The organism is Mesorhizobium denitrificans (genome assembly GCF_003403035.1).
Lineage (GTDB): Bacteria > Pseudomonadota > Alphaproteobacteria > Rhizobiales > Rhizobiaceae > Mesorhizobium_G > Mesorhizobium_G denitrificans.
Genome location: NZ_QURN01000008.1, coordinates 70,008 through 89,385 on the forward strand (window position 1 = coordinate 70,008; position 19,378 = coordinate 89,385).

At 58.3% G+C, this 19,378-nt stretch carries 17 protein-coding genes and 2 tRNA genes; 12 read left to right on the forward strand and 7 right to left on the reverse strand.

Going from position 1 to position 19,378, the window contains the following annotated elements; translation table 11 throughout:
* The first annotated feature begins 24 nt into the window (after positions 1-24).
* A complete protein-coding gene (gene ruvX / locus DY251_RS11935; RefSeq protein ID WP_116624137.1) occupies positions 25-495 on the forward strand; it encodes a Holliday junction resolvase RuvX in 471 nt (156 codons plus the stop codon).
* Here the strand turns inward: ruvX and DY251_RS11940 are convergent.
* Both DY251_RS11940 and DY251_RS11945 read right to left on the reverse strand, forming a co-directional pair.
* Positions 449-787: a DUF6105 family protein gene (locus DY251_RS11940; protein ID WP_116624138.1), complete on the reverse strand. Its 339-nt coding sequence runs from the start codon at positions 785-787 to the stop codon at positions 449-451. The genes ruvX and DY251_RS11940 overlap by 47 nt on opposite strands.
* 196 nt (positions 788-983) lie before the next feature.
* Positions 984-2,606, reverse strand: a complete 1,623-nt coding sequence (locus DY251_RS11945; protein WP_116624139.1) for an acyl-CoA dehydrogenase family protein — start codon at positions 2,604-2,606, stop codon at positions 984-986.
* A gap of 148 nt (positions 2,607-2,754) precedes the next feature.
* On the opposite strand from DY251_RS11945, the gene DY251_RS11950 reads away from it, so the two are divergent.
* From DY251_RS11950 to dprA, 4 genes are read left to right on the forward strand one after another with little or no spacing between them, the layout of a single operon-like run.
* A complete protein-coding gene (locus DY251_RS11950; RefSeq protein WP_116624140.1) occupies positions 2,755-3,717 on the forward strand; it encodes an aspartate carbamoyltransferase catalytic subunit in 963 nt (320 codons plus the stop codon).
* Positions 3,714-5,000, forward strand: coding sequence for a dihydroorotase (locus tag DY251_RS11955; RefSeq protein ID WP_116624141.1), 1,287 nt, complete (start codon positions 3,714-3,716; stop codon positions 4,998-5,000). Before DY251_RS11950 ends, DY251_RS11955 begins: the two co-directional genes overlap by 4 nt.
* Before the next feature lie 17 nt (positions 5,001-5,017).
* Positions 5,018-5,602, forward strand: coding sequence for a glycerol-3-phosphate 1-O-acyltransferase PlsY (plsY, locus tag DY251_RS11960; protein WP_170971365.1), 585 nt, complete (start codon positions 5,018-5,020; stop codon positions 5,600-5,602).
* A gap of 3 nt (positions 5,603-5,605) precedes the next feature.
* Entirely contained in the window at positions 5,606-6,718 is a 1,113-nt protein-coding gene (gene dprA / locus DY251_RS11965; protein ID WP_116624142.1) for a DNA-processing protein DprA, read from the forward strand.
* On the opposite strand, the gene DY251_RS11970 is transcribed toward dprA, so the two are convergent.
* A complete protein-coding gene (locus DY251_RS11970) occupies positions 6,707-6,898 on the reverse strand; it encodes a hypothetical protein (protein WP_116624143.1) in 192 nt (63 codons plus the stop codon). The genes dprA and DY251_RS11970 overlap by 12 nt on opposite strands.
* A gap of 240 nt (positions 6,899-7,138) precedes the next feature.
* Between DY251_RS11970 and topA the strand changes: the two genes are divergently transcribed.
* The 5 genes from topA to rpsI all read left to right on the forward strand — a co-directional run bounded on the left by topA (position 7,139) and on the right by rpsI (position 13,625).
* Positions 7,139-9,706, forward strand: a complete 2,568-nt coding sequence (gene topA, locus DY251_RS11975; RefSeq protein ID WP_116624144.1) for a type I DNA topoisomerase — start codon at positions 7,139-7,141, stop codon at positions 9,704-9,706.
* 1 nt (position 9,707) lies between these two features.
* Positions 9,708-11,999: a ribonuclease R gene (rnr, locus tag DY251_RS11980; RefSeq protein ID WP_116624145.1), complete on the forward strand. Its 2,292-nt coding sequence runs from the start codon at positions 9,708-9,710 to the stop codon at positions 11,997-11,999.
* Between the two features lie 2 nt (positions 12,000-12,001).
* A complete protein-coding gene (locus tag DY251_RS11985; RefSeq protein ID WP_170971366.1) occupies positions 12,002-12,469 on the forward strand; it encodes a DUF983 domain-containing protein in 468 nt (155 codons plus the stop codon).
* A gap of 215 nt (positions 12,470-12,684) precedes the next feature.
* A complete protein-coding gene (rplM, locus tag DY251_RS11990) occupies positions 12,685-13,146 on the forward strand; it encodes a 50S ribosomal protein L13 (protein ID WP_116624146.1) in 462 nt (153 codons plus the stop codon).
* Positions 13,147-13,148: 2 nt separating this feature from the next.
* On the forward strand, positions 13,149-13,625 hold the full coding sequence (rpsI, locus tag DY251_RS11995) for a 30S ribosomal protein S9 (RefSeq protein WP_116624147.1): 477 nt from the start codon (positions 13,149-13,151) through the stop codon (positions 13,623-13,625).
* Positions 13,626-13,679: 54 nt separating this feature from the next.
* Here the strand turns inward: rpsI and DY251_RS12000 are convergent, their stop codons facing one another.
* Together DY251_RS12000 and DY251_RS12005 are read right to left on the reverse strand one after the other, a co-directional pair.
* Complete coding sequence (locus tag DY251_RS12000) at positions 13,680-14,729, reverse strand: glycerophosphodiester phosphodiesterase family protein (RefSeq protein ID WP_116624148.1); 1,050 nt, start codon at positions 14,727-14,729, stop codon at positions 13,680-13,682.
* Between the two features lie 107 nt (positions 14,730-14,836).
* Positions 14,837-14,912 (reverse strand) — tRNA-Val (locus DY251_RS12005).
* A 216-nt stretch (positions 14,913-15,128) separates the two neighbouring features.
* Here DY251_RS12005 and DY251_RS12010 point away from each other — a divergent pair.
* Together DY251_RS12010 and DY251_RS12015 are read left to right on the forward strand one after the other, a co-directional pair.
* Positions 15,129-15,205, forward strand: a tRNA-Asp gene (locus DY251_RS12010).
* Positions 15,206-15,406: 201 nt separating this feature from the next.
* On the forward strand, positions 15,407-16,264 hold the full coding sequence (locus DY251_RS12015; protein WP_137113653.1) for a hypothetical protein: 858 nt from the start codon (positions 15,407-15,409) through the stop codon (positions 16,262-16,264).
* Here the strand turns inward: DY251_RS12015 and DY251_RS12020 are convergent.
* Positions 16,257-16,529 (reverse strand): HU family DNA-binding protein, encoded by a 273-nt coding sequence (locus DY251_RS12020; RefSeq protein ID WP_116624150.1) that lies wholly within the window; start codon positions 16,527-16,529, stop codon positions 16,257-16,259. The genes DY251_RS12015 and DY251_RS12020 overlap by 8 nt on opposite strands.
* Positions 16,530-16,728: 199 nt before the next feature.
* Positions 16,729-19,140: an endopeptidase La gene (gene lon, locus DY251_RS12025; RefSeq protein WP_116624270.1), complete on the reverse strand. Its 2,412-nt coding sequence runs from the start codon at positions 19,138-19,140 to the stop codon at positions 16,729-16,731.
* Positions 19,141-19,378 lie beyond the last annotated feature (238 nt).

The following is a 19,378-nucleotide window of genomic DNA, read 5'->3' on the forward strand; positions in this document are numbered from 1 at the left end:
CGTCCGTGTCAAAAGGAAAGCGCCTTGCCCGTCATATCAATAGAAGACGCAACAGCACTTTTGATGACCGGCAGGGTTTTGGCCGGTCTGGACCTTGGCGAAAAAACCATTGGTCTGGCCATCTCGGACCTTAGCCTTTCCTTTGCGCATCCAAGGCCGGTGATCCTGCGCAAGAAGTTCACGCGTGATGCCGAAACCCTGCTCGCGGCGTTGAAGGCGGAGAATGTTGCCGCTGCGGTTATCGGTATGCCGCTGAACATGGATGGTTCGGAAGGTCCGCGGGCGCAAGCTACCCGCGCCTTCGTACGCAACATGGAACGCCTTACGGACCTGCCCTTCATTTATTGGGACGAGCGCCTGTCAACCGTCGCGGCAGAGCGCAGCCTGATCGAGATGGATATGTCGCGCAAAAAGCGCGACGGAAAAATCGATTCCGCCGCTGCTGCCTTTATCCTGCAGGGTGCACTGGACCGGATGCGGATTGCTGGCCGATAGCGCCCGCCTGCATCCGCTCTTTGCGCCTGATCCACCAAGCGCTGATTTCACGACGCCGGCGAAACGCCCAGATGGCCGCAATCAGCATTGTATCGAGGATGCAGGCTTTGCCCACCATCCACGGAATTACAGTCGGGTCCATGTGCAGGATTTCGCCGTAAATGTTGAAAACCAGATCGTTTCCCGCACGTGAAAGCATGAAATAATTCGCGCCCAGATCGTAATAAGAGACGAAATACCAGCCCCAGAAGATCGACATCGGAATTGCCCAGGCTAAGAACACGTATTTCATGCGCGTCCGCCTTTCATTGAGCAATCGACAGCAATTGATGCCATCAAGACATCAGTGCGCCGTTCATCACTTTCCTTATTTATTCTCATCACCCACCCACGCCTGCCAGAACTCTGAAGGCGAAAGGCGTTAGCCGCAATGGAAACCATTCATTAAGGTTAACAGGCGGAGGACTGTGGATTGTCGAGGCTGGAGATCAGGCTGGGAACAGCGATTCTACGATCAACGACGGGTCGTGGCGCGGCCCCAGCATCCCATAGGTCGAGCGCCATTGGCCTCCCAGACGCGTTGCGATAAACGCGTCCGCAATGCGCCCCGCGCCCAGCCTTCGCAGTTCCGCGCCTGCTGCTGAAAGCGCGAGTTGTTCGGTAAAGAGCCGCGCCGAGCCTTCATCGGATGCGGCGACATCCCGCGCCGCGCGCAGGACGGTAGTCGTATCTCCGGCATCGCGGCCAAGGCCATCCTCAATGTCGTTCAGCACTTCATCCAGAATGTTCGGCGCGCGCGACATCACGCGCAACAGATCGAGCGCCATCACATTGCCCGAGCCTTCCCAGATCGCGTTGACGGGCGCCTCGCGATAATATCGAGCCAGCGGACCATCTTCGATGTATCCATTGCCGCCGAGGCATTCCATCGCCTCGTAAAGAAGCGCGGGCGCACTCTTGCACACCCAATATTTCACGACCGGCGTCATGATCCGCGCGAAGGAGGCTTCCGCCCGGTTCTGCGATGCAAGATCAAACGACCGCGCCAGGCGCATCGAAAGTGCTGTCGCGCCCGCAACGTCCAGCGCCATATCGGCCAGCACTCGCAGCATCAGCGGCTGATCGATCAACGTTTTGCCGAACGCCTGTCTGTGGCGGGCGTGATGCACTGCCTCTGAAACGCCTGCGCGCATCAGCGCCGCCGATGCCAGCGCGCAATCGAGACGCGTCAGCGTCACCATATCCATGATCGTCTTGATGCCGCCGCCGGGATCACCGACCAGTTCGCCCAACGCGCCCGCGAACTCCACCTCAGCAGACGCGTTCGAGCGGTTACCGAGCTTGTCTTTCAAGCGCTGGAAGCGAAGGCCATTGGTGTTTCCGTCACCCAGAATGCGCGGCACGAGGAAGCAGGAAAGCCCCTCCCCGGTTTGCGCCAGCATCAGAAACGCGTCCGACATTGGCGCAGACAGAAACCATTTGTGCCCGGTCAACCTGTAGACGCTTCCACCGGCGCGCTCCGCGCGGGAGGTGTTGGCACGAACGTCCGTGCCGCCCTGCTTCTCGGTCATTCCCATGCCGAGCGTCAGCCCAGTCTTTTCGACCGGCGGCTTTTGAGAGGAGTCGTATTTGCGGCTGGTTATGCGCGGCGCCCATTCGCGAAACAGCTTGCCGCTTGCCATTAGCGCGGCCAGCGAAGCGCTCGTCATGGTAACGGGACATAGATGTCCACATTCAAGCTGCGCGGTCAGGTAATAGCGCACCGCCCGCACCTGATGGCGGCGGTTCACCTCTGCCGGCGTATTTTCCCAGATCGAACTGTGCAGCCCGTTGCCAATGGAGCGGCGCATAAGCGCGTGATAGGCCGGGTGAAATTCGACAACATCGATGCGCGTGCCTTGCCGGTCATGCGTCTTGAGTCGCGGCGCTTCTGCATTTGCGAGGCGCGCAAGCTCCTGCGCTTCCGACGAGAGCACGAATCGTCCGAGTACATCGAAATCTTTCCGAACCTCTTCCGGAAAGTCTTCCGCGATCTGAACCAGAAGCGGGTCTTTCCGCCACGCACTGCCGCCGCTCATTGGCGGCGTCTGGTTTGTCACTTCATGCGTCACGCGCTGTCTCCAAGCTGCGCAATCCCGGTACGACGAAAACAGGCATCAGAACATAGGCAGATAAACAAATAATCTGTTGAATCACAAAATGGCGACCCAAACCTAAGCTTGCGACCTGCCCGGCTGGCTCTTATAGCAATGCCTTCAGATGACCCGATCTGATGAACTCCCCCTGTATCCGCACCGCCACCTGCTCGGCATACGCGGCTTGTCCCCTCATGACATCGAGGATTTGCTCGACAGGGCAGATGCAGCCGTAGCCATATCGCGTCAGGCGGAAAAGAAATCCGCGATTCTGCGCGGTCGCACACAGATCAATCTGTTCTTTGAAGCGTCCACCCGCACGCAATCCTCGTTCGAATTGGCGGGCAAGCGCCTTGGCGCAGACGTCATGAATATGTCAGTCGCAAGCTCTTCGGTCAAAAAAGGCGAAACGCTGATCGATACTGCGATGACGCTGAACGCCATGCGTCCCGACATTCTCATCATCCGCCATCAATCTGCCGGGGCGGCGGCGCTGCTCGCGCAAAAAGTTGGCTGCTCGGTGGTCAATGCTGGCGATGGCGCGCATGAGCACCCTACGCAAGCCTTGCTTGACGCTCTCACGATCCGCCGCGCCAAGGGCCACATCGGCGGTCTGGTTGTGGCGATCTGCGGCGACATCCTGCATTCGCGTGTCGCCCGTTCAAACATCCTGCTGCTCAATGCGCTCGGTGCGCGCGTGCGTGTCGTGGCTCCGTCCACGCTTCTGCCCTCCGGCATCGCGGACATGAGCGTCGAGGTTTGCCGCACTATGCAGGAAGGTTTGAAGGACGCTGATGTGGTCATGATGCTACGCCTTCAACGCGAGCGCATGACCGGCTCCTTCGTGTCCTCCGTGCGGGAATACTTCCATTATTACGGGCTCGATGCCGCCAAGCTCGCCCACGCCAAGCCGGATGCGCTCGTCATGCATCCGGGCCCGATGAATCGCGGCGTCGAAATCGCGTCCGAAATCGCTGACGGTCCGCAAAGCGTCATTCAGGAACAGGTGGAAATGGGGGTCGCCGTCCGCATGGCCGTGATGCAGGCGTTGATGGATCCGCGCCGCAACACTGGAGCGGCACAATGAGCGTCACCGTTTTTGAGAACGCTCACATTGTCGATCCTTCGCGCGGTCTAGATGCGGTCGGTTCGCTGATAGTCGAAGGTCGCAAAATAGTTGCCAGCGGAGCGGACGCCCGCAACCAGGGGGCGCCCGAGGGCGCAACGCGTATCGATTGCAAGGGCAAGGTCCTAATTCCCGGTCTGGTCGATAGCCGCGTGTTTATCGGGGAACCCGGCGCTGAACACCGCGAAACCATCGCGTCAGCCAGCGAAGCGGCGGCTGCCGGTGGCGTCACGTCCATCGTCATGATGCCGGACACCGATCCGGTCATCGATGATGTGGCGCTGGTCGAATTTGTCCTGCGCACTGCGCGCGACACCGCGAAGGTAAATGTGTTTCCCGCAGCCGCGATCACCAAAGGCTTTCGCGGTCAGGAACTCACCGAGTTCGGCCTGCTGCAAGAGGCGGGAGCTGTCGCACTCACCGAGGGGCGGCACACCATCTCGAACGCTCAAGTCATGCGCCGCGCCCTCACCTATGCCCGCGACTTTGGCGCGACCATCGCTCACGAAACCAAGGACGCCGATCTGGGCGCATCCGGCGTTATGAATGAGGGGCTGTTTGCAAGCCGGCTTGGCCTCTCTGGCATTCCGCGTGAGGCCGAAGCAATACCGCTCGCCCGCGACCTGATGCTGGCGCGCCTTACAGGCGGCTCGTATCACGCCGCAAAAATCTCCAACGGCCTGTCCGCCGATGCCATCGCCCGAGCAAAGAACGAGGGCGTGAAAGCAACCGCCGGCATTTCTATCAACAATCTCAGCCTGAACGAAAACGACATCGGCGAATACCGTACGTTCTTCCGTCTCGACCCGCCGCTGCGCTCTGAAGAGGACAGGCTCGCGATGGTCGAAGCGCTGCGCAACGGCACCATCGACGTGATTGTTTCGTCGCATGATCCGCAAGATGTTGACACCAAGCGCCTGCCATTTGCTGATGCAGCCGCAGGCGCGATCGGTTTGGAAACCATGCTCGCGGTCGCATTGAGGCTGCATCACAGTGGCGAGGTTCCTTTGCTGCGCATCGTCGAAGCGCTATCCACGGCTCCCGCACGCCTGTTCGGCCTGCCCGGTGGCACTTTGAAACCAGGCGCAGCAGCAGACTTTGCGCTGGTTGACCTCGATGAACCCTGGATCGTGCGGGAAGCGGAAATCCGTTCACGTTCCAAAAATACCTGCTTTGAAGATGCACGGCTTCAAGGCAAAGTCTTGCAGTGCTGGGTGGCGGGCCGCAAAGTGTTCGGCAACTAAGCGGGAGGAGCCTCGCCTTGATAATTCTGGCTGCATTGGTGGTGGGCTATCTGCTTGGCTCAATTCCCTTCGGGCTGCTACTCACGCGTGCAGCCGGACTCGGCGATGTGCGCTCAATTGGCTCCGGCAATATCGGTGCAACGAATGTTCTGCGTACCGGCCATAAGGGCCTCGCCGCAGCAACATTGCTTCTCGATATGTTCAAGGGAACCGTCGCGGTGCTGCTCGCAAACCACTTTTTCGGCATGGAAGCCGCGATGGCGGCGGGCTTTGGCGCGTTCATCGGCCACATATTCCCCGTCTGGCTCGGCTTCAAGGGCGGCAAGGGCGTCGCGACCTATCTCGGCGTGCTGCTTGGCTTTGGCCTAAATCCGGCGCTCGTCTTCGCTGTCGTATGGATCGCGATGGCCCTCATGTTCCGCTTTTCCTCACTCGCGGCCTTGTCTGCCGCCATCATCGTGCCGGTCTCGCTCTTTTATATGGGCATGCCCATGGTCGCGCTCATGTTTGGCGTGATGAGTGTCATCGTATTCTGGAAGCATCGCGCGAATATCCAGCGCTTGGCCGCCGGAACCGAATCGAAGATCGGCTCCAAAGGCTAAACAGTGGTTTTACAGCTTAGTGACCGCCAGCGGCTGCAATGGCTGCGGCTCATCCGCACGCCCAATGTCGGCCCTGCCAGTTTTCGCGACCTCATAAATCGCTTTGGCTCTGCCGAGGCCGCGCTCGATATGCTGCCAGAGCTTGCCGCACGCGGTGGCGCACGGCGCGCGGTCCGCATCCCCACGCTCGCGGAGGCCGAGGCGGAACTCGTCGCCGTTCGCAAAGTGGGTGCGCGCATCATCGCCATCGGCGAGGCGAGCTATCCCGCGAATATGGCGCAGATGGATAACCCGCCTCCGCTCATAACCGTTTTCGGATCGGATCAAGTCTTTGCGAGCCCGTCCGTTTCAATCGTCGGCGCGCGCAACGCATCGCTCGCAGGCATCAACTTCGCCCGAAAACTGGCCACCGATTTAGGCAAACACGGCTGGACAGTAACGTCCGGCATGGCGCGCGGCATCGACACCGCCGCACACAAGGGCGCACTGCATAGCGGAACGACCGCCGTGCTCGCGGGTGGTATCGACCGCCCCTACCCGCCCGAAAACATTCCGCTGATGCACGAAATTGTGGAAAAAGGCGGCGCAATCGTTTGCGAAATGCCGTTTGGCTGGGAGCCTCGCGCGCAGGATTTTCCACGCCGCAATCGCATCATAGCGGGCCTTTCGCTCGGCCTCGTCGTTGTGGAAGCGGCCATGCGATCCGGCTCGCTCATCAGTGCGCGAATGGCAGGCGAGCAAGGCCGCGTCGTTTTCGCCGTTCCCGGCTCGCCGCTTGATCCGCGCTCTGCCGGCACCAACGGCCTGCTGAAGCAAGGCGCAATTCTCGTCACCGGCGCGGACGATATCATTGAACATCTTACCCCGATGTTGGGAATTGATGCGGCGCCACGGGAAAGCTTTGAGGAACCCGTCGATTTTGCTGATGTGCCCATGCAGCGCGATGATGACCGCGCGCGCCTTGTTGGGCTACTCGGCCCCACCCCGACATCCGTGGATGACCTGATCGCGCATTCCGGCGTACATCCCGCCAATGTTCAGTTGATATTGCTTGAGCTGGATCTTGCTGGTCGCCTTGAGCGCCATCGTGGCGGGCTCATTTCGCTAGTTTCTTAGCGCCATAATCGGCACGTCGCGCATTTGGCTCGCAGCCTCCCCGGCTTCGATCTGCGCCATGTCGATAAGATATGCCAGAACGTTCAAATCCTTGCTTTGCGCCATCAAACGCAATTGTCCAAGCATTGCTGCAATGTATTCGATGGCCAGCAATTGCTCATGCCCCGCATCATTCATCATGTTCAGCCTGCCATTGCGCTATGAATCAGAAATAGCTAACTCGCAATTCTCAGCCTTGCAACTACAATTACTAAAACTTCACCTATTTAGATTTTAGGTTGCAGAATTGTCATCAACAAAACAACCTTCAGCCCTTGACCGAGCGGAAAAGCAAAGCCATTTGACGTGCCTTCTGCACATCTGAGAGTGCTGCCCTGCCTCATTCGCCCCTGCAGCAAGGCCCACAGAGATTAGAGATTTATGGACGTTGTAGTCGTCGAGTCGCCTGCCAAGGCAAAAACCATCAACAAGTATCTTGGCCGCAATTTCAAAGTGTTGGCCTCGTTTGGCCACGTGCGCGACCTGCCCGCGAAGGATGGTTCCGTCCGTCCAGATGAGGATTTTGCGATGTCCTGGGCGGTCGATACCGCATCCGCAAAACGCCTCACGGATATCGCGAAAGCGCTTAAAGAAGCTGACGCATTGATTCTCGCAACCGACCCTGATCGCGAGGGAGAGGCCATTTCCTGGCACGTTCTGGAGGTCCTTCGGCAGAAAAAAGTGTTGAAGGATAAGCCGGTCAGCCGCGTTGTTTTCAACGCCATTACCAAGCAATCGGTGCTGGATGCGATGGCGAATCCCCGCCAGATCGATGCACCGCTGGTCGAAGCTTATCTCGCGCGCCGCGCCCTTGATTACCTCGTGGGGTTCACGCTTTCGCCGGTGCTTTGGCGCAAGCTGCCAGGCGCGCGCTCTGCGGGCCGTGTGCAGTCTGTCGCGCTTCGCCTCGTTTGCGATCGTGAATCCGAAATCGAACGCTTTATCCGCGAGGAATATTGGCAGATCGCTGCGCTTCTGCGCACACCACGGCACGAAGGTTTTGAAGCGCGCCTCACAGACTTCGAAGGCAAGAAGCTCCAAAAGCTGGATATCAAAAATCGCGCGCAAGCCGATAATATTAAGGCAATGCTTGAGGGCGCGTCGTTCAAAGCGCTTTCCGTTGAAGCAAAGCCTACCAAGCGCAACCCCGGACCGCCCTTCACGACATCGACGCTCCAGCAGGCGGCTTCGTCGCGACTCGGCTTCTCCGCAAACCGCACCATGCAGGTCGCGCAGCGCCTCTATGAAGGTTTGGATATTGGCGGCGAAACCGCCGGCTTGATCACCTATATGCGTACCGACGGCGTGCAGATGGCGCCGGAAGCGATTGCCGCAGCACGCTCCACCATCGCTCGTGAGTTCGGCGAAAAATATCTGCCGGAAAAGCCGCGCTATTACGCCAACAAGGCAAAGAATGCGCAGGAAGCGCACGAGGCGATCCGCCCGACTGATTTTTCGCGCCTGCCGCAAGATGTGAAGAAATATCTCGATGCCGATCAGGCACGCCTCTATGAAATGATCTGGAAGCGTGCCGTCGCCAGCCAGATGCAGCCTGCCGAAATCGAGCGCACCACTGTCGAGATCGAGGCGATCAACGGCTCGCGCTCTGCCAAGCTGCGCGCTGTCGGCTCGGTCGTCCGCTTTGACGGCTTCATCGCGGCCTATGCCGAGATCAAGGACGAGGATTCGGAAGACGAGGACAGCAAGCGCCTGCCGGAAATTCGTTCGGGCGAAGCGCTCGAGCGCGAGGCCATCAACGCCACGCAGCATTCCACAGAGCCGCCGCCGCGCTATTCCGAGGCCTCGCTCATCAAAAAAATGGAAGAGTTGGGCATCGGTCGGCCGTCAACTTACGCAGCAACGCTCAAGACGCTCGAAGATCGCGAATATGTGGTCATCGACAAGCGCAAGCTCATCCCGCACTCGCGCGGTCGTATCGTCACCGCGTTCCTCGAAAGCTTCTTCGAGAAGTATGTCGAATATGATTTCACCGCTGATCTGGAAGAAAAGCTGGACGAAATCTCTGATGGCAAGCTCGCCTACAAGTCCGTTCTGCGAGACTTTTGGCAGGATTTCTCCGCCGCCATCGAGAGCATCAAAGAACTTCGCGTCACCGACGTTCTGAACGCACTGAACGATGATCTTGCGCCGCTGCTTTTCCCGGCACGCGAGGACGGCACAGATCCGCGCAGTTGCCCGAAATGCGGCAACGGCACGCTTTCGCTGAAGCTCGGCAAATACGGAGCGTTCGTCGGCTGTTCGAACTATCCTGAGTGCGGCTACACCCGTCAGCTGGGCGATGCCGCTAACGGCAACGGCGATGGCGAATCCGTAGAAGACGGGACCAAAGCACTGGGAACCGACCCGTACACCAAGGAAGAAATCACGCTGCGCTCTGGTCGTTTCGGCCCTTATGTCCAGCGCGGCGAAGGCAAGGAAGCAAAGCGCTCGAGCCTGCCGAAAGGTTGGACCACAGATTCCATCGACCATGAAAAGGCTCTCGCCCTGCTATCGCTTCCGCGCGATGTCGGTAAGCATCCCGAAAGCGGCAAGATGATTTCCGCTGGGCTTGGGCGCTATGGTCCGTTCGTATTGCACGATGGAACCTACGCCAATCTCGAAAGCATCGAGGATGTGTTCTCCATCGGCTTGAACCGCGCCGTTTCCGTCATTGCCGAGAAGCAGCAAAAAGGTCCGCGCGCACGCGCAGGCACCCCCGCCGCACTCAAGGATTTGGGCGAGCACCCGGATGGCGGCGGCAACATCACCGTGCGCGATGGCCGCTATGGTCCTTACGTCAATTTCGGCAAGATCAACGCGACGTTGCCGAAGGGCAAAGACCCCGCAAGCGTCACAGTCGAGGAAGCCCTTGCGTTGATCGCTGCAAAGGCCGAAAAAGACTCAGCAGGCGGCGGCAAGAAGCCATTCAAGCGCGGAAAGAAGGCATAGCTTGGCACGAAGGATTTCGGGGGGCCGAAAAGGCGGTGAATCAACCGCCCCGCCGGAAAACTATAAGCCTTCGCGAGAGGATATCCTCCGCTACATCACCGAAAATCCAGACCGTTCCGGCAAGCGAGAGATCGCGAAAGCCTTTTCGCTGAAAGGCGAAGACCGCGCTTGGCTCAAGGATATGCTCCGCGATCTTCAGGACGAAGGTCTGCTCAACAAGCAGCGCAAGCGGCTCGTTCGTCCCGGCGCCCTGCCCCATGTGGTCGTGCTGGATATTTTCGGTCGCGATTCGGACGGCAGCCTCATCGGACGGCCCGCGGAAGCGGCAGAGTATGACGGCGACCTGACCGTTCTCATTCGCGCACCGCGTGGCGGCCCCATCGCTGGCATCGGCGACCGCGTGCTGGCCAAAACCTTCCCGGCCGACGGCACGAGTGGCCCGCCATACACCGCCCGCATCATGAAGGTTTTCGAGAAGCGCCGCGAATCCACGCTTGGCGTTTTCCGCACCGCCACGGACGGCACCCTGCGCATTGTTCCGGTGGAGCGCCGCCAGGCCGAGCTCATCGTCGATCCAGAGTTTCGCGGCTCGGCAAAAGATGGCGACCTTGTCGAGGTAGAGCCGGTTCGCGCTGGCCCTTACGGCTTGCCGCGCGCCAAGGTTCGCACGGTGCTCGGTTCGCTGACATCGGAAAAGGCGGTCTCCATGATCGCCATTCATGCGCATGAAATACCGCATGTCTTTCCGCCGGAAGTGCTTGCCGAGGCAGAGAAGATCAAGCCCGTTGGTCTTGAGGGTCGCGAGGATTGGCGCGAAATCCCGCTCGTCACCATCGACCCGGCAGACGCGAAAGATCATGACGACGCGGTGTTCGCAGAATCAGATCCCGACGAATCCAATCCCGGCGGGGTTATCGCCACCGTCGCAATCGCAGACGTCGCCGCATACGTTCGGCCCGGCTCAGCGATTGATCGCGAGGCGCTAAAGCGCGGGAATTCCGTCTATTTCCCGGACCGCGTGGTTCCGATGTTGCCGGAACGCCTTTCCAATGATCTGTGCTCGCTTAAAGAGGGGCAAGATCGGCCCGCAATGGCCGTGCGCATGATTTTTGCTGCGGATGGCCGCAAGCTGCGTCACAGCTTTCACCGCGTAACCATGCGTTCGGCGGCAAAGCTGGCATATCCGCAGGCGCAGGCTGCAGTCGACGGTTCTCCCGACGATAAGACCGCTGCGATTCTCGACACCGTCCTGAAGCCGCTTTGGGAGGCTTATGCAGTCTTGAAGCGCGGCCGCGTTGCGCGTGAACCGCTGGAACTCGACCTGCCGGAGCGCAAAATCCTGCTCAAACCGGATGGCACCGTTGACCGCGTTGTCATCCCCGAGCGGCTTGATGCACACAAGCTCATCGAAGAATTTATGATTCAGGCGAATGTTCGCGCCGCTGAAACGCTGGAGTGGAAGAGTCAACCGCTGGTCTATCGCATCCATGACGGACCCTCGCTGGCCAAGCAGGAATCGCTGCGTGAATTCCTACAAACCATCGGCATGTCGCTGGCGCGTGGCGCCGAGCTTCGGCCCAATCAGATCAACCATATTCTTGAGCGCGTTCGCGGCGCAGATAATGAAACGCTGGTGAACGAAGTTGTGCTGCGCTCGCAGAGTCAGGCCGAGTATTCGCCAGACAATATCGGCCATTTCGGCCTCAATTTGCGGCGCTATGCACACTTCACTTCGCCAATCCGTCGTTACGCTGATCTCATCGTTCACCGCGCGCTGATCGGCGCGCTCAAGCTTGGCGCTGGCGGCATCACCCCCGATGAAGAAGCCCGACTTGAGGAAATATCTGCGCTGATCTCCGCGACCGAACGCCGCGCGATGGCCGCGGAGCGAGACACTGTTGATCGCCTTATCGCAGGCTATCTATCTGAAAAAATTGGCGAAACATTCGCCGGGCGCATATCTGGCGTCACCAAGGCTGGCCTTTTCGTACAATTGCCGGAGTTTGGCGCAGATGGCTTTATCCCCATATCAACGCTCGGAGATGATTATTACCACTTTGACGAGGGCGCGAGAGCGCTTTTCGGCGAGCGCTCTGGTCAAGGCTACAGGCTTGCGGATACGGTTGAAGTGCGGCTTGTAGAAAACGCGCCCTTGGCTGGCGCCATGCGATTTGAGATGTTGAGCGATCCGAAGCCTCTGCCCGGCAGAAGGAAGTCGTTCCACAAATCAAAAAGCGGCAGGCAGGGGCGTCAAAGAGCATCGCAGCCGCGAGGCCCGCGACGCAGGAGATAAGAATGATGGATCATGCAGGTGGCGTAAATCAGGTTTTCGGTGGCGAAAACCATACCGGTAAACCTCAACGCCCGCTTTGGGACGCCATCAAGCGCGGTATGCTCGGCAAGTGCCCGCACTGTGGCAAAGGCCGCCTTTTTCGCGCCTACACCAAGACGGTGGAACGCTGCGAAGTTTGCAACGAAGAGATCTATCACCACCGCGCCGACGATCTGCCGGCCTATCTGGTAATCACCGTTGTCGGCCACATCGTTCTCACAATGTTTCTCGCGGCAGAGATACTCACGAACTGGTCGAGCTGGCAGCACCTCTCCATTTGGGTTCCTCTCACGCTCATCATGTCGCTCGCATTGCTCCAACCGGCCAAAGGCGCTGTGATCGGGTTGCAATGGGCAAACTACATGCATGGCTTCGGCGGCGAACATGATGGGCTGGAAACCCATCCTGAAATCACCGAATCTGCACGGTAAAATAATACCACATATTTATCGTATTGATTTTCAATAGCATTTTTGATTTGCGCCGTGATTTGATGAATTGACGAGCGCGGAGCACTGTTTTATATGCTGCACCGTCGACAGCGGCCTTTCGGGCCGCCGTTGTCGTTATTGGCGGGTCGCTCGATCGGCGCGTCAATGTAAGCAACAAGAAACGCCCTCACGAGAGGGTTCTATAGGACAAAACCATGACAACCTTTTCGCAAAAGCCTGCGGAAGTGGTGAAGAAGTGGGTCGTGATCGACGCGGAAGGTCTCGTCGTCGGTCGTCTGGCCTCCATCGTCGCCAACCGCCTGCGTGGCAAGCATAAGCCCACCTTCACCCCCCATGTTGATGACGGCGACAACGTAATCATCATCAATGCTGACAAGGTGGCTCTCACGGGCAAGAAGTACACCGACAAGATGTACTACTGGCACACTGGCCATCCGGGCGGCATCAAAGAGCGCACCGCGCGCCAGCTTCTCGAAGGTCGCTTTCCGGAGCGCGTGATCGAGAAGGCCGTAGAACGCATGATTCCGCGCGGCCCGCTCGGCCGTCGCCAGATGAAGAACCTTCGCGTATATGCCGGTGCAGCGCACCCGCATGAGGCACAGCAGCCAGAGCAGCTGGACGTCGCCGCGATGAACACCAAGAACAAGAGGGCTTAACGATGGCCGAACTCAGCTCCCTCGCCGAACTCGGCACGGTGGCCGCAACGCAGCAGCCTGCCGCGCCAGTGCATGTCCAGAAGCTGGACAAGCAGGGCCGCGCCTATGCCACCGGCAAGCGCAAGGACGCGATTGCTCGCGTCTGGGTCAAGCCGGGCTCCGGCAAGATCATCGTCAACGACAAGGAATTCGCGGCCTATTTCGCACGGCCCGTGCTCCAGATGATCCTGAACCAGCCGATCGTCGCTTCCAACCGCGTTGGTCAGTTCGACATCATCGCAACCGTCAAGGGCGGAGGTCTTTCCGGTCAGGCCGGTGCGGTTCGCCACGGCATTTCCAAGGCGCTGACCTATTATGAGCCGGCGCTGCGCGGCGTGCTCAAGAAGGGCGGCTTCCTTACGCGTGATAGCCGTACCGTCGAGCGTAAGAAGTACGGCAAGGCGAAAGCCCGCCGCAGCTTCCAGTTCTCGAAGCGCTAATCGCTTTACAGATTATCGACAAAGGGCCGCTCTCGCGGCCCTTTTTGTTTCTCGCTAGCCGCCTAGATCGGCGAGTGCTGAGACGGCGGGCAAATCATAGGCTCGCCGATAGCCATGGGCGTTCATCCAATCGATAGCTGCCTTCGGCTCGTCTGTCTGAATGATCGTTGCGCCCTGCTCTATCCAAAACCCGAAGACCTCATCAGGATTGGAAGCCTCAACCGCAAGCTGATCACCGCGCCCGCCCGCCAGAAAGCCCGCAGGCTTGTTCACGATTGCATAGGTGTTCACCCACATGTGCCAGTCGCCCCGAACCGCTTCTGCTCGTACCATTGGACGGAACAATGCGCCGCCATTGCCGGTAAGGCTACCTGCCTCGCGCCTCCAATTGATAAGTTCGACAGCGCTTGCACTGACCGGCCCCGTAGCAGAACGGACAAACCCGGCATCGCGCACGGCGTCATCCGCAATAATCGGCATAAACTGAACCTTCGCGCCGATCTTTGCGAGCAGCGCCTTGGCCTCTGCCACCTTGGCCGCATTCCATAGATTCTGTTTGACGATAAGCTGCTCTTCCATGCCGAGCGAACGCGCTTCGGCAACGATGCCCTCAAGCTCGTCAAAATCCAGCTTGTTGTCGATGTTCACCAGAACGCGGTCGCGCGCAGCCGAAAGAATCGCTTTCAGCGTCGGCACACGCTCGTTCCTAACACGTCCCGTCTCTGCGATTCTGAGGCGGCACTCAGCCAGTTGATCAAGCGTGCGATCAATGAGCCGGCCATGACACGTGGTCGTGCGGTCCAGCCAACTGTCGTGCAAAGCCACATAGACACCGTCGCGCGTCTTTTGGACATCGATCTCGACCACCTCGATGCCAAGCGCCACGGCGGCTTCTATCGCCTCCAGCGAGTTTTCTGCACGGACCACTTCGCCGTTCTCGCGAACGCCTCCGCGGTGGCCCACGACCATGATGTGGTCGCGCCACTGATTTGCGTGATGGAAGCGGTCAAGAATCGCCGCGGCGCGCGTGCCCGGCTGATCGGCTGCCGAGGGAAAAGCCATAGCCAGCAAAGCTATGACCGCTGCTGTGAGGGCAAATCGCATTTCGATTCCCGCCAACGTTTCGGTTGGCTGGGCTTAGGTCTGCGATGCAACAGTGTTGTGAAGGTTAGGCGAAGCGCCAATGACACATCTAACCCGCGCAGGGTCTATGGTGGGCGATGAGAGACTCGAACTCCCGACATCTTCGGTGTAAACGAAGCGCTCTACCAACTGAGCTAATCGCCCCTGCAGGCGCGGACCTTTAAGTGGTTCGGTGCATATGCGCAAGCCAAAAAACACGTTTGTTTGCACATGATCGTGCGGTTTTTGCTGTTCCGAATAATTTCCAACAGAACATTCCAACTTACTTGAAAATAAGCGTTCTCGCGCCTTGACACCTAGGAACGAACGCCTTAATCCCACGCCCATCGACGCGGTCCACACGGATCCAAGTCGCAAAGCGCGGGTGTAGCTCAGTCGGTTAGAGTGCCGGCCTGTCACGCCGGAGGTCGCGGGTTCGAGCCCCGTCACTCGCGCCATTAACTCTCGGAAAGCACTAGAAGAACCGCCGCCGCAATCCTCTATAGGGATTCGCTGCTCTTTCCGGTTACGCGATTGCAGCGGTTCAATCATAACCCCTTCAAATTGCCGCATCCGCGCAATCCTAATTATCATCTGTCACGTATCTTAAATGGTCCGCCCTATCTGCGTACAGCAAAGGATCGGGAGGAGGTCGTTCATTGAAACGGCAAATTTCGGGCGGGCACTATGCGGCAAGTATGGCGATGCGTTTTGGCATGCTCGCAGCTATCACCTTTGCATTCCCATTCTTTGTCTATTGGGTAGTTGATGTATCAGGCGCGCGGCATACAGATGCCGCAGGTGCGCTAGCAATGATGCTCGGGATATTTCTGAAGCCGATAATCTATCTCCTGTTCGCGCTTTCAACGCTGCGTCTTTCCTTATGGCGTGCCGGATCTATCGGAATTTCGCCGAAGATCGGACTTTGCATTTCATTGCTGGTTCTATGCGATCTCTCTTTCGGAACTACATTCGGCTCGTTCTGGGCTGTGGGCTTTGCCCTTGGTGTCCTCTATATAAAGCTTCCCGCGTCGCTGTTTGCCGCTGTGATTGCTATGGTCACGTTGTGCCTCTTGCAGGACTTCAAGCAACCAATGACAGGCCGCGTTGCGACCCTGTATCGGATCTGGAAGGGCCTACTCTTCATCTTCCTCGGCCTCGGCTTGATCGAACTCGCTTCATTCGCGCTGCCTTGGTTGTTGGGACTGATTGGCATCAGAACTTCTTTTGGCTTCCGCTATTTACTCATGATGCCGACGGGCTATTTGAAATACTACTTATTTTATCCGCTTGGCGTTTTGATACCGTTCGCGGCAGTTTCCGCCGCGCTGGTTATAGAAAACAGGCGAGCGACACCCGATAACAAAAGCCGCGTCGGTGCCCTGTTCCGCAACAAGGGCGCCCTGCTTTCGGAACCCGTGCGAATTAAGCACAAGCTGCCCTACCCAAAAACAAAAGCGGCCGGGCTGAGCCCGACCGCTTTCCTTCAAAATGAATACCAAGGTGCGCTTAGTTGAGCGCGTCCTTGAGGCCTTTGCCGGCCGAGAACTTGGGGCGAACACGAGCTGGAACCTTCACTTCCGCGCCAGTCTGCGGGTTGCGGCTCGTGGATGCAGCCTTCTTCACTGCACTGAAATTACCGAAACCAACCAAACGAACATCTCCGCCACTCTTCAACTCGTTGGTGATCGCTGAGAACACCGCATCGACGGCTGCCTGCGCGTGCGCCTTGGAGAGATTTGCGGCATCTGCAACCGCGGCAATCAGCTCGTTCTTGTTCATGAAGTGTTTCCTTCCTAGGAGAAAATTTGAGATCTAACGACTCAGCAAATGAGAAGGCGATACTAGAGATTGTTGGCAAGCCAACCAAGCGGAAACCCATGCAAAACAAGGAAAAACCGATGTTTTCTACGGCTTTCAACAGCAAAACGGCCGGGTTTTTGGCCCGGCCGTCATCAGTTTCGTGAATTGGCGTTCAAGCCTAGTGAGCGATGAACTTGCCACCATCTTCGGCATTGTCAGCGGGGGCAGGCGCATTCGCCGGCTCAGTCCACTCGATCGGTTCAGGCATACGCACCAGCGCGTGCTTCAGAACCTCGCCAACGCGCGTCACGGGAATGATCTCCATCCCGCTCTTCACATTGTCCGGAATATCCGCAAGATCCTTCGCGTTTTCTTCCGGGATCAGCACCTTCTTGATGCCGCCACGTAGCGCCGCAAGGAGCTTTTCCTTAAGGCCGCCGATAGGCAGCACCCTGCCCCGCAGCGTAATCTCGCCGGTCATCGCCACGTCCTTGTGAACCGGAATGCCGGTCAGCACCGACACGATGGCAGTTGCCATCGCGGTGCCGGCAGACGGTCCGTCCTTCGGCGTAGCGCCTTCCGGCACGTGGACGTGAATGTCCCGCTTGTCGAACAGAGGCGGCTCGATGCCGAAATCAAGCGCCCTGCTGCGTACATAAGATGCCGCAGCGGAGATCGACTCCTTCATCACGTCGCGCAGATTACCGGTCACAGTCATGCGGCCCTTGCCCGGCATCATCACACCTTCGACAGTGAGCAGTTCACCGCCAACCTCGGTCCAGGCCAGACCAGTAACGACACCGACCTGATCTTCGCCTTCCACCATGCCATGCCGGTAGCGAGGCACGCCGAGATAGTCGTGGACGTTCTCCGGCGTAATCTTCACCGACTTCTTCTTGGTCTTCAGAATTTCGGTGACCGCCTTGCGCCCGAGCTTCATCAGCTCGCGCTCAAGCGAACGCACACCTGCTTCGCGGGTGTAGGTCTGGATCACGATGCGGATCGCATCTTCCGAAATGCTGAACTCCTTCGGCTGCAAGGCGTGGTCGCGGATCACCTTCGGCAGAAGGTGGCGCTTGGCGATTTCAACCTTTTCGTCCTCGGTGTAACCGGCAATACGAATGATCTCCATGCGGTCCATCAATGGCGCTGGGATATTCAGCGTATTCGCGGTCGTCACGAACATCACGCTCGAAAGGTCATATTCGACCTCCAGATAGTGGTCCATGAACGAGGAGTTCTGTTCCGGATCCAGCACCTCAAGCAGCGCGGATGACGGATCGCCACGGAAATCCTGACCCATCTTGTCGATTTCATCGAGCAAGAACAGCGGATTGGATTTCTTGGCCTTCTTCATCGACTGCACGACCTTGCCGGGCATGGACCCGATATAGGTGCGGCGATGGCCACGGATTTCAGCTTCGTCACGCACACCGCCCAGCGCCATACGCACGAACTCACGTCCGGTCGCCTTGGCGATCGACTTGCCGAGCGAGGTCTTACCCACGCCGGGAGGACCAACGAGGCACAATATCGGACCCTTCAGCTTGCGCTGACGGCTCTGCACCGCAAGATACTCGACGATACGCTCCTTGACCTTGTCCAGACCGTAATGATCCTCGTCCAGCACTTCCTCAGCGAAGGTGAGGTCGTGCTTGACCTTGGAATTCTTGTTCCACGGGATAGACAGCAGCCAGTCGAGATAGTTACGAACCACCGTCGCTTCGGCAGACATCGGCGACATGGTGCGAAGCTTTTTCAGCTCCGCTTCAGCCTTTTCGCGCGCTTCCTTGCTTAGCTTGGTCTTCTTGATGCGGGCTTCGATTTCCGCCGCTTCATCGCGGCCGTCCTCGCCCTCGCCAAGCTCCTTCTGGATCGCCTTCATCTGCTCGTTAAGGTAGTATTCGCGCTGGGTCTTCTCCATTTGGCGCTTCACGCGCGAGCGGATACGCTTCTCCACTTGGAGAACCGAAATCTCGGCCTCCATGTAGCCCATCGCCTTTTCAAGCCGCTCCTTCACCGAAAGCGTCGAAAGCAATTCCTGCTTTTCCGCGATCTTCACAGCCAAATGCGAAGCGACCGTATCGGCCAGCTTGGAATAATCCTCGATCTGCCCAGCAGCGCCAACGGCCTCTGGCGAAATCTTCTTGTTCAGCTTCACATAGTTCTCGAAGTCGGAAACCACGGAGCGGGCAAGGGCTTCGACCTCGACCTCTTCCTCTTTAGGCTCGGCCAGAACTTCGGCCTCAGCCTCGTGGAATTCGGAACGCTCGACGAAATTCTTGATCTGCGCGCGCGCGACACCTTCGACGAGAACCTTCACAGTTCCATCGGGCAGCTTCAAAAGCTGAAGCACGTTAGCCAGCGTGCCGACGTCGAAAATCGCATCCGGCTCCGGATCATCGTCGGCTGCGTTTTTCTGGGTTGCGAGAAGTATCTGGCGCTCAGCGCCCATAGCCTCCTCAAGCGCCTTGATCGATTTTTCCCGGCCAACGAATAGCGGCACTATCATGTGCGGGAAAACTACGATGTCTCGCAAAGGCAAAACCGCGAACACACCGGAACCTGAAGGCTTTGTTGTCTTGCTCATTTTGAACCTTTCATGCGGCCGCACTAGGCCAGCCGCGATTCTCAATCATAGCGGCATAGGGTCGATCCGCCTATCATCCATTGATTGAATGCTGAAAAAAGCGCGGAGGCAGCCCATTGCCCTGCAGCTTAATTGGAGACCTGCACGGCAAAGATCAAGGTCTATAAGCAAAAGCCGATTGATATTGTGCTGAAAGCAACACGGGGCGGCACATATTGCGCCACCCCGTGCGAAAATC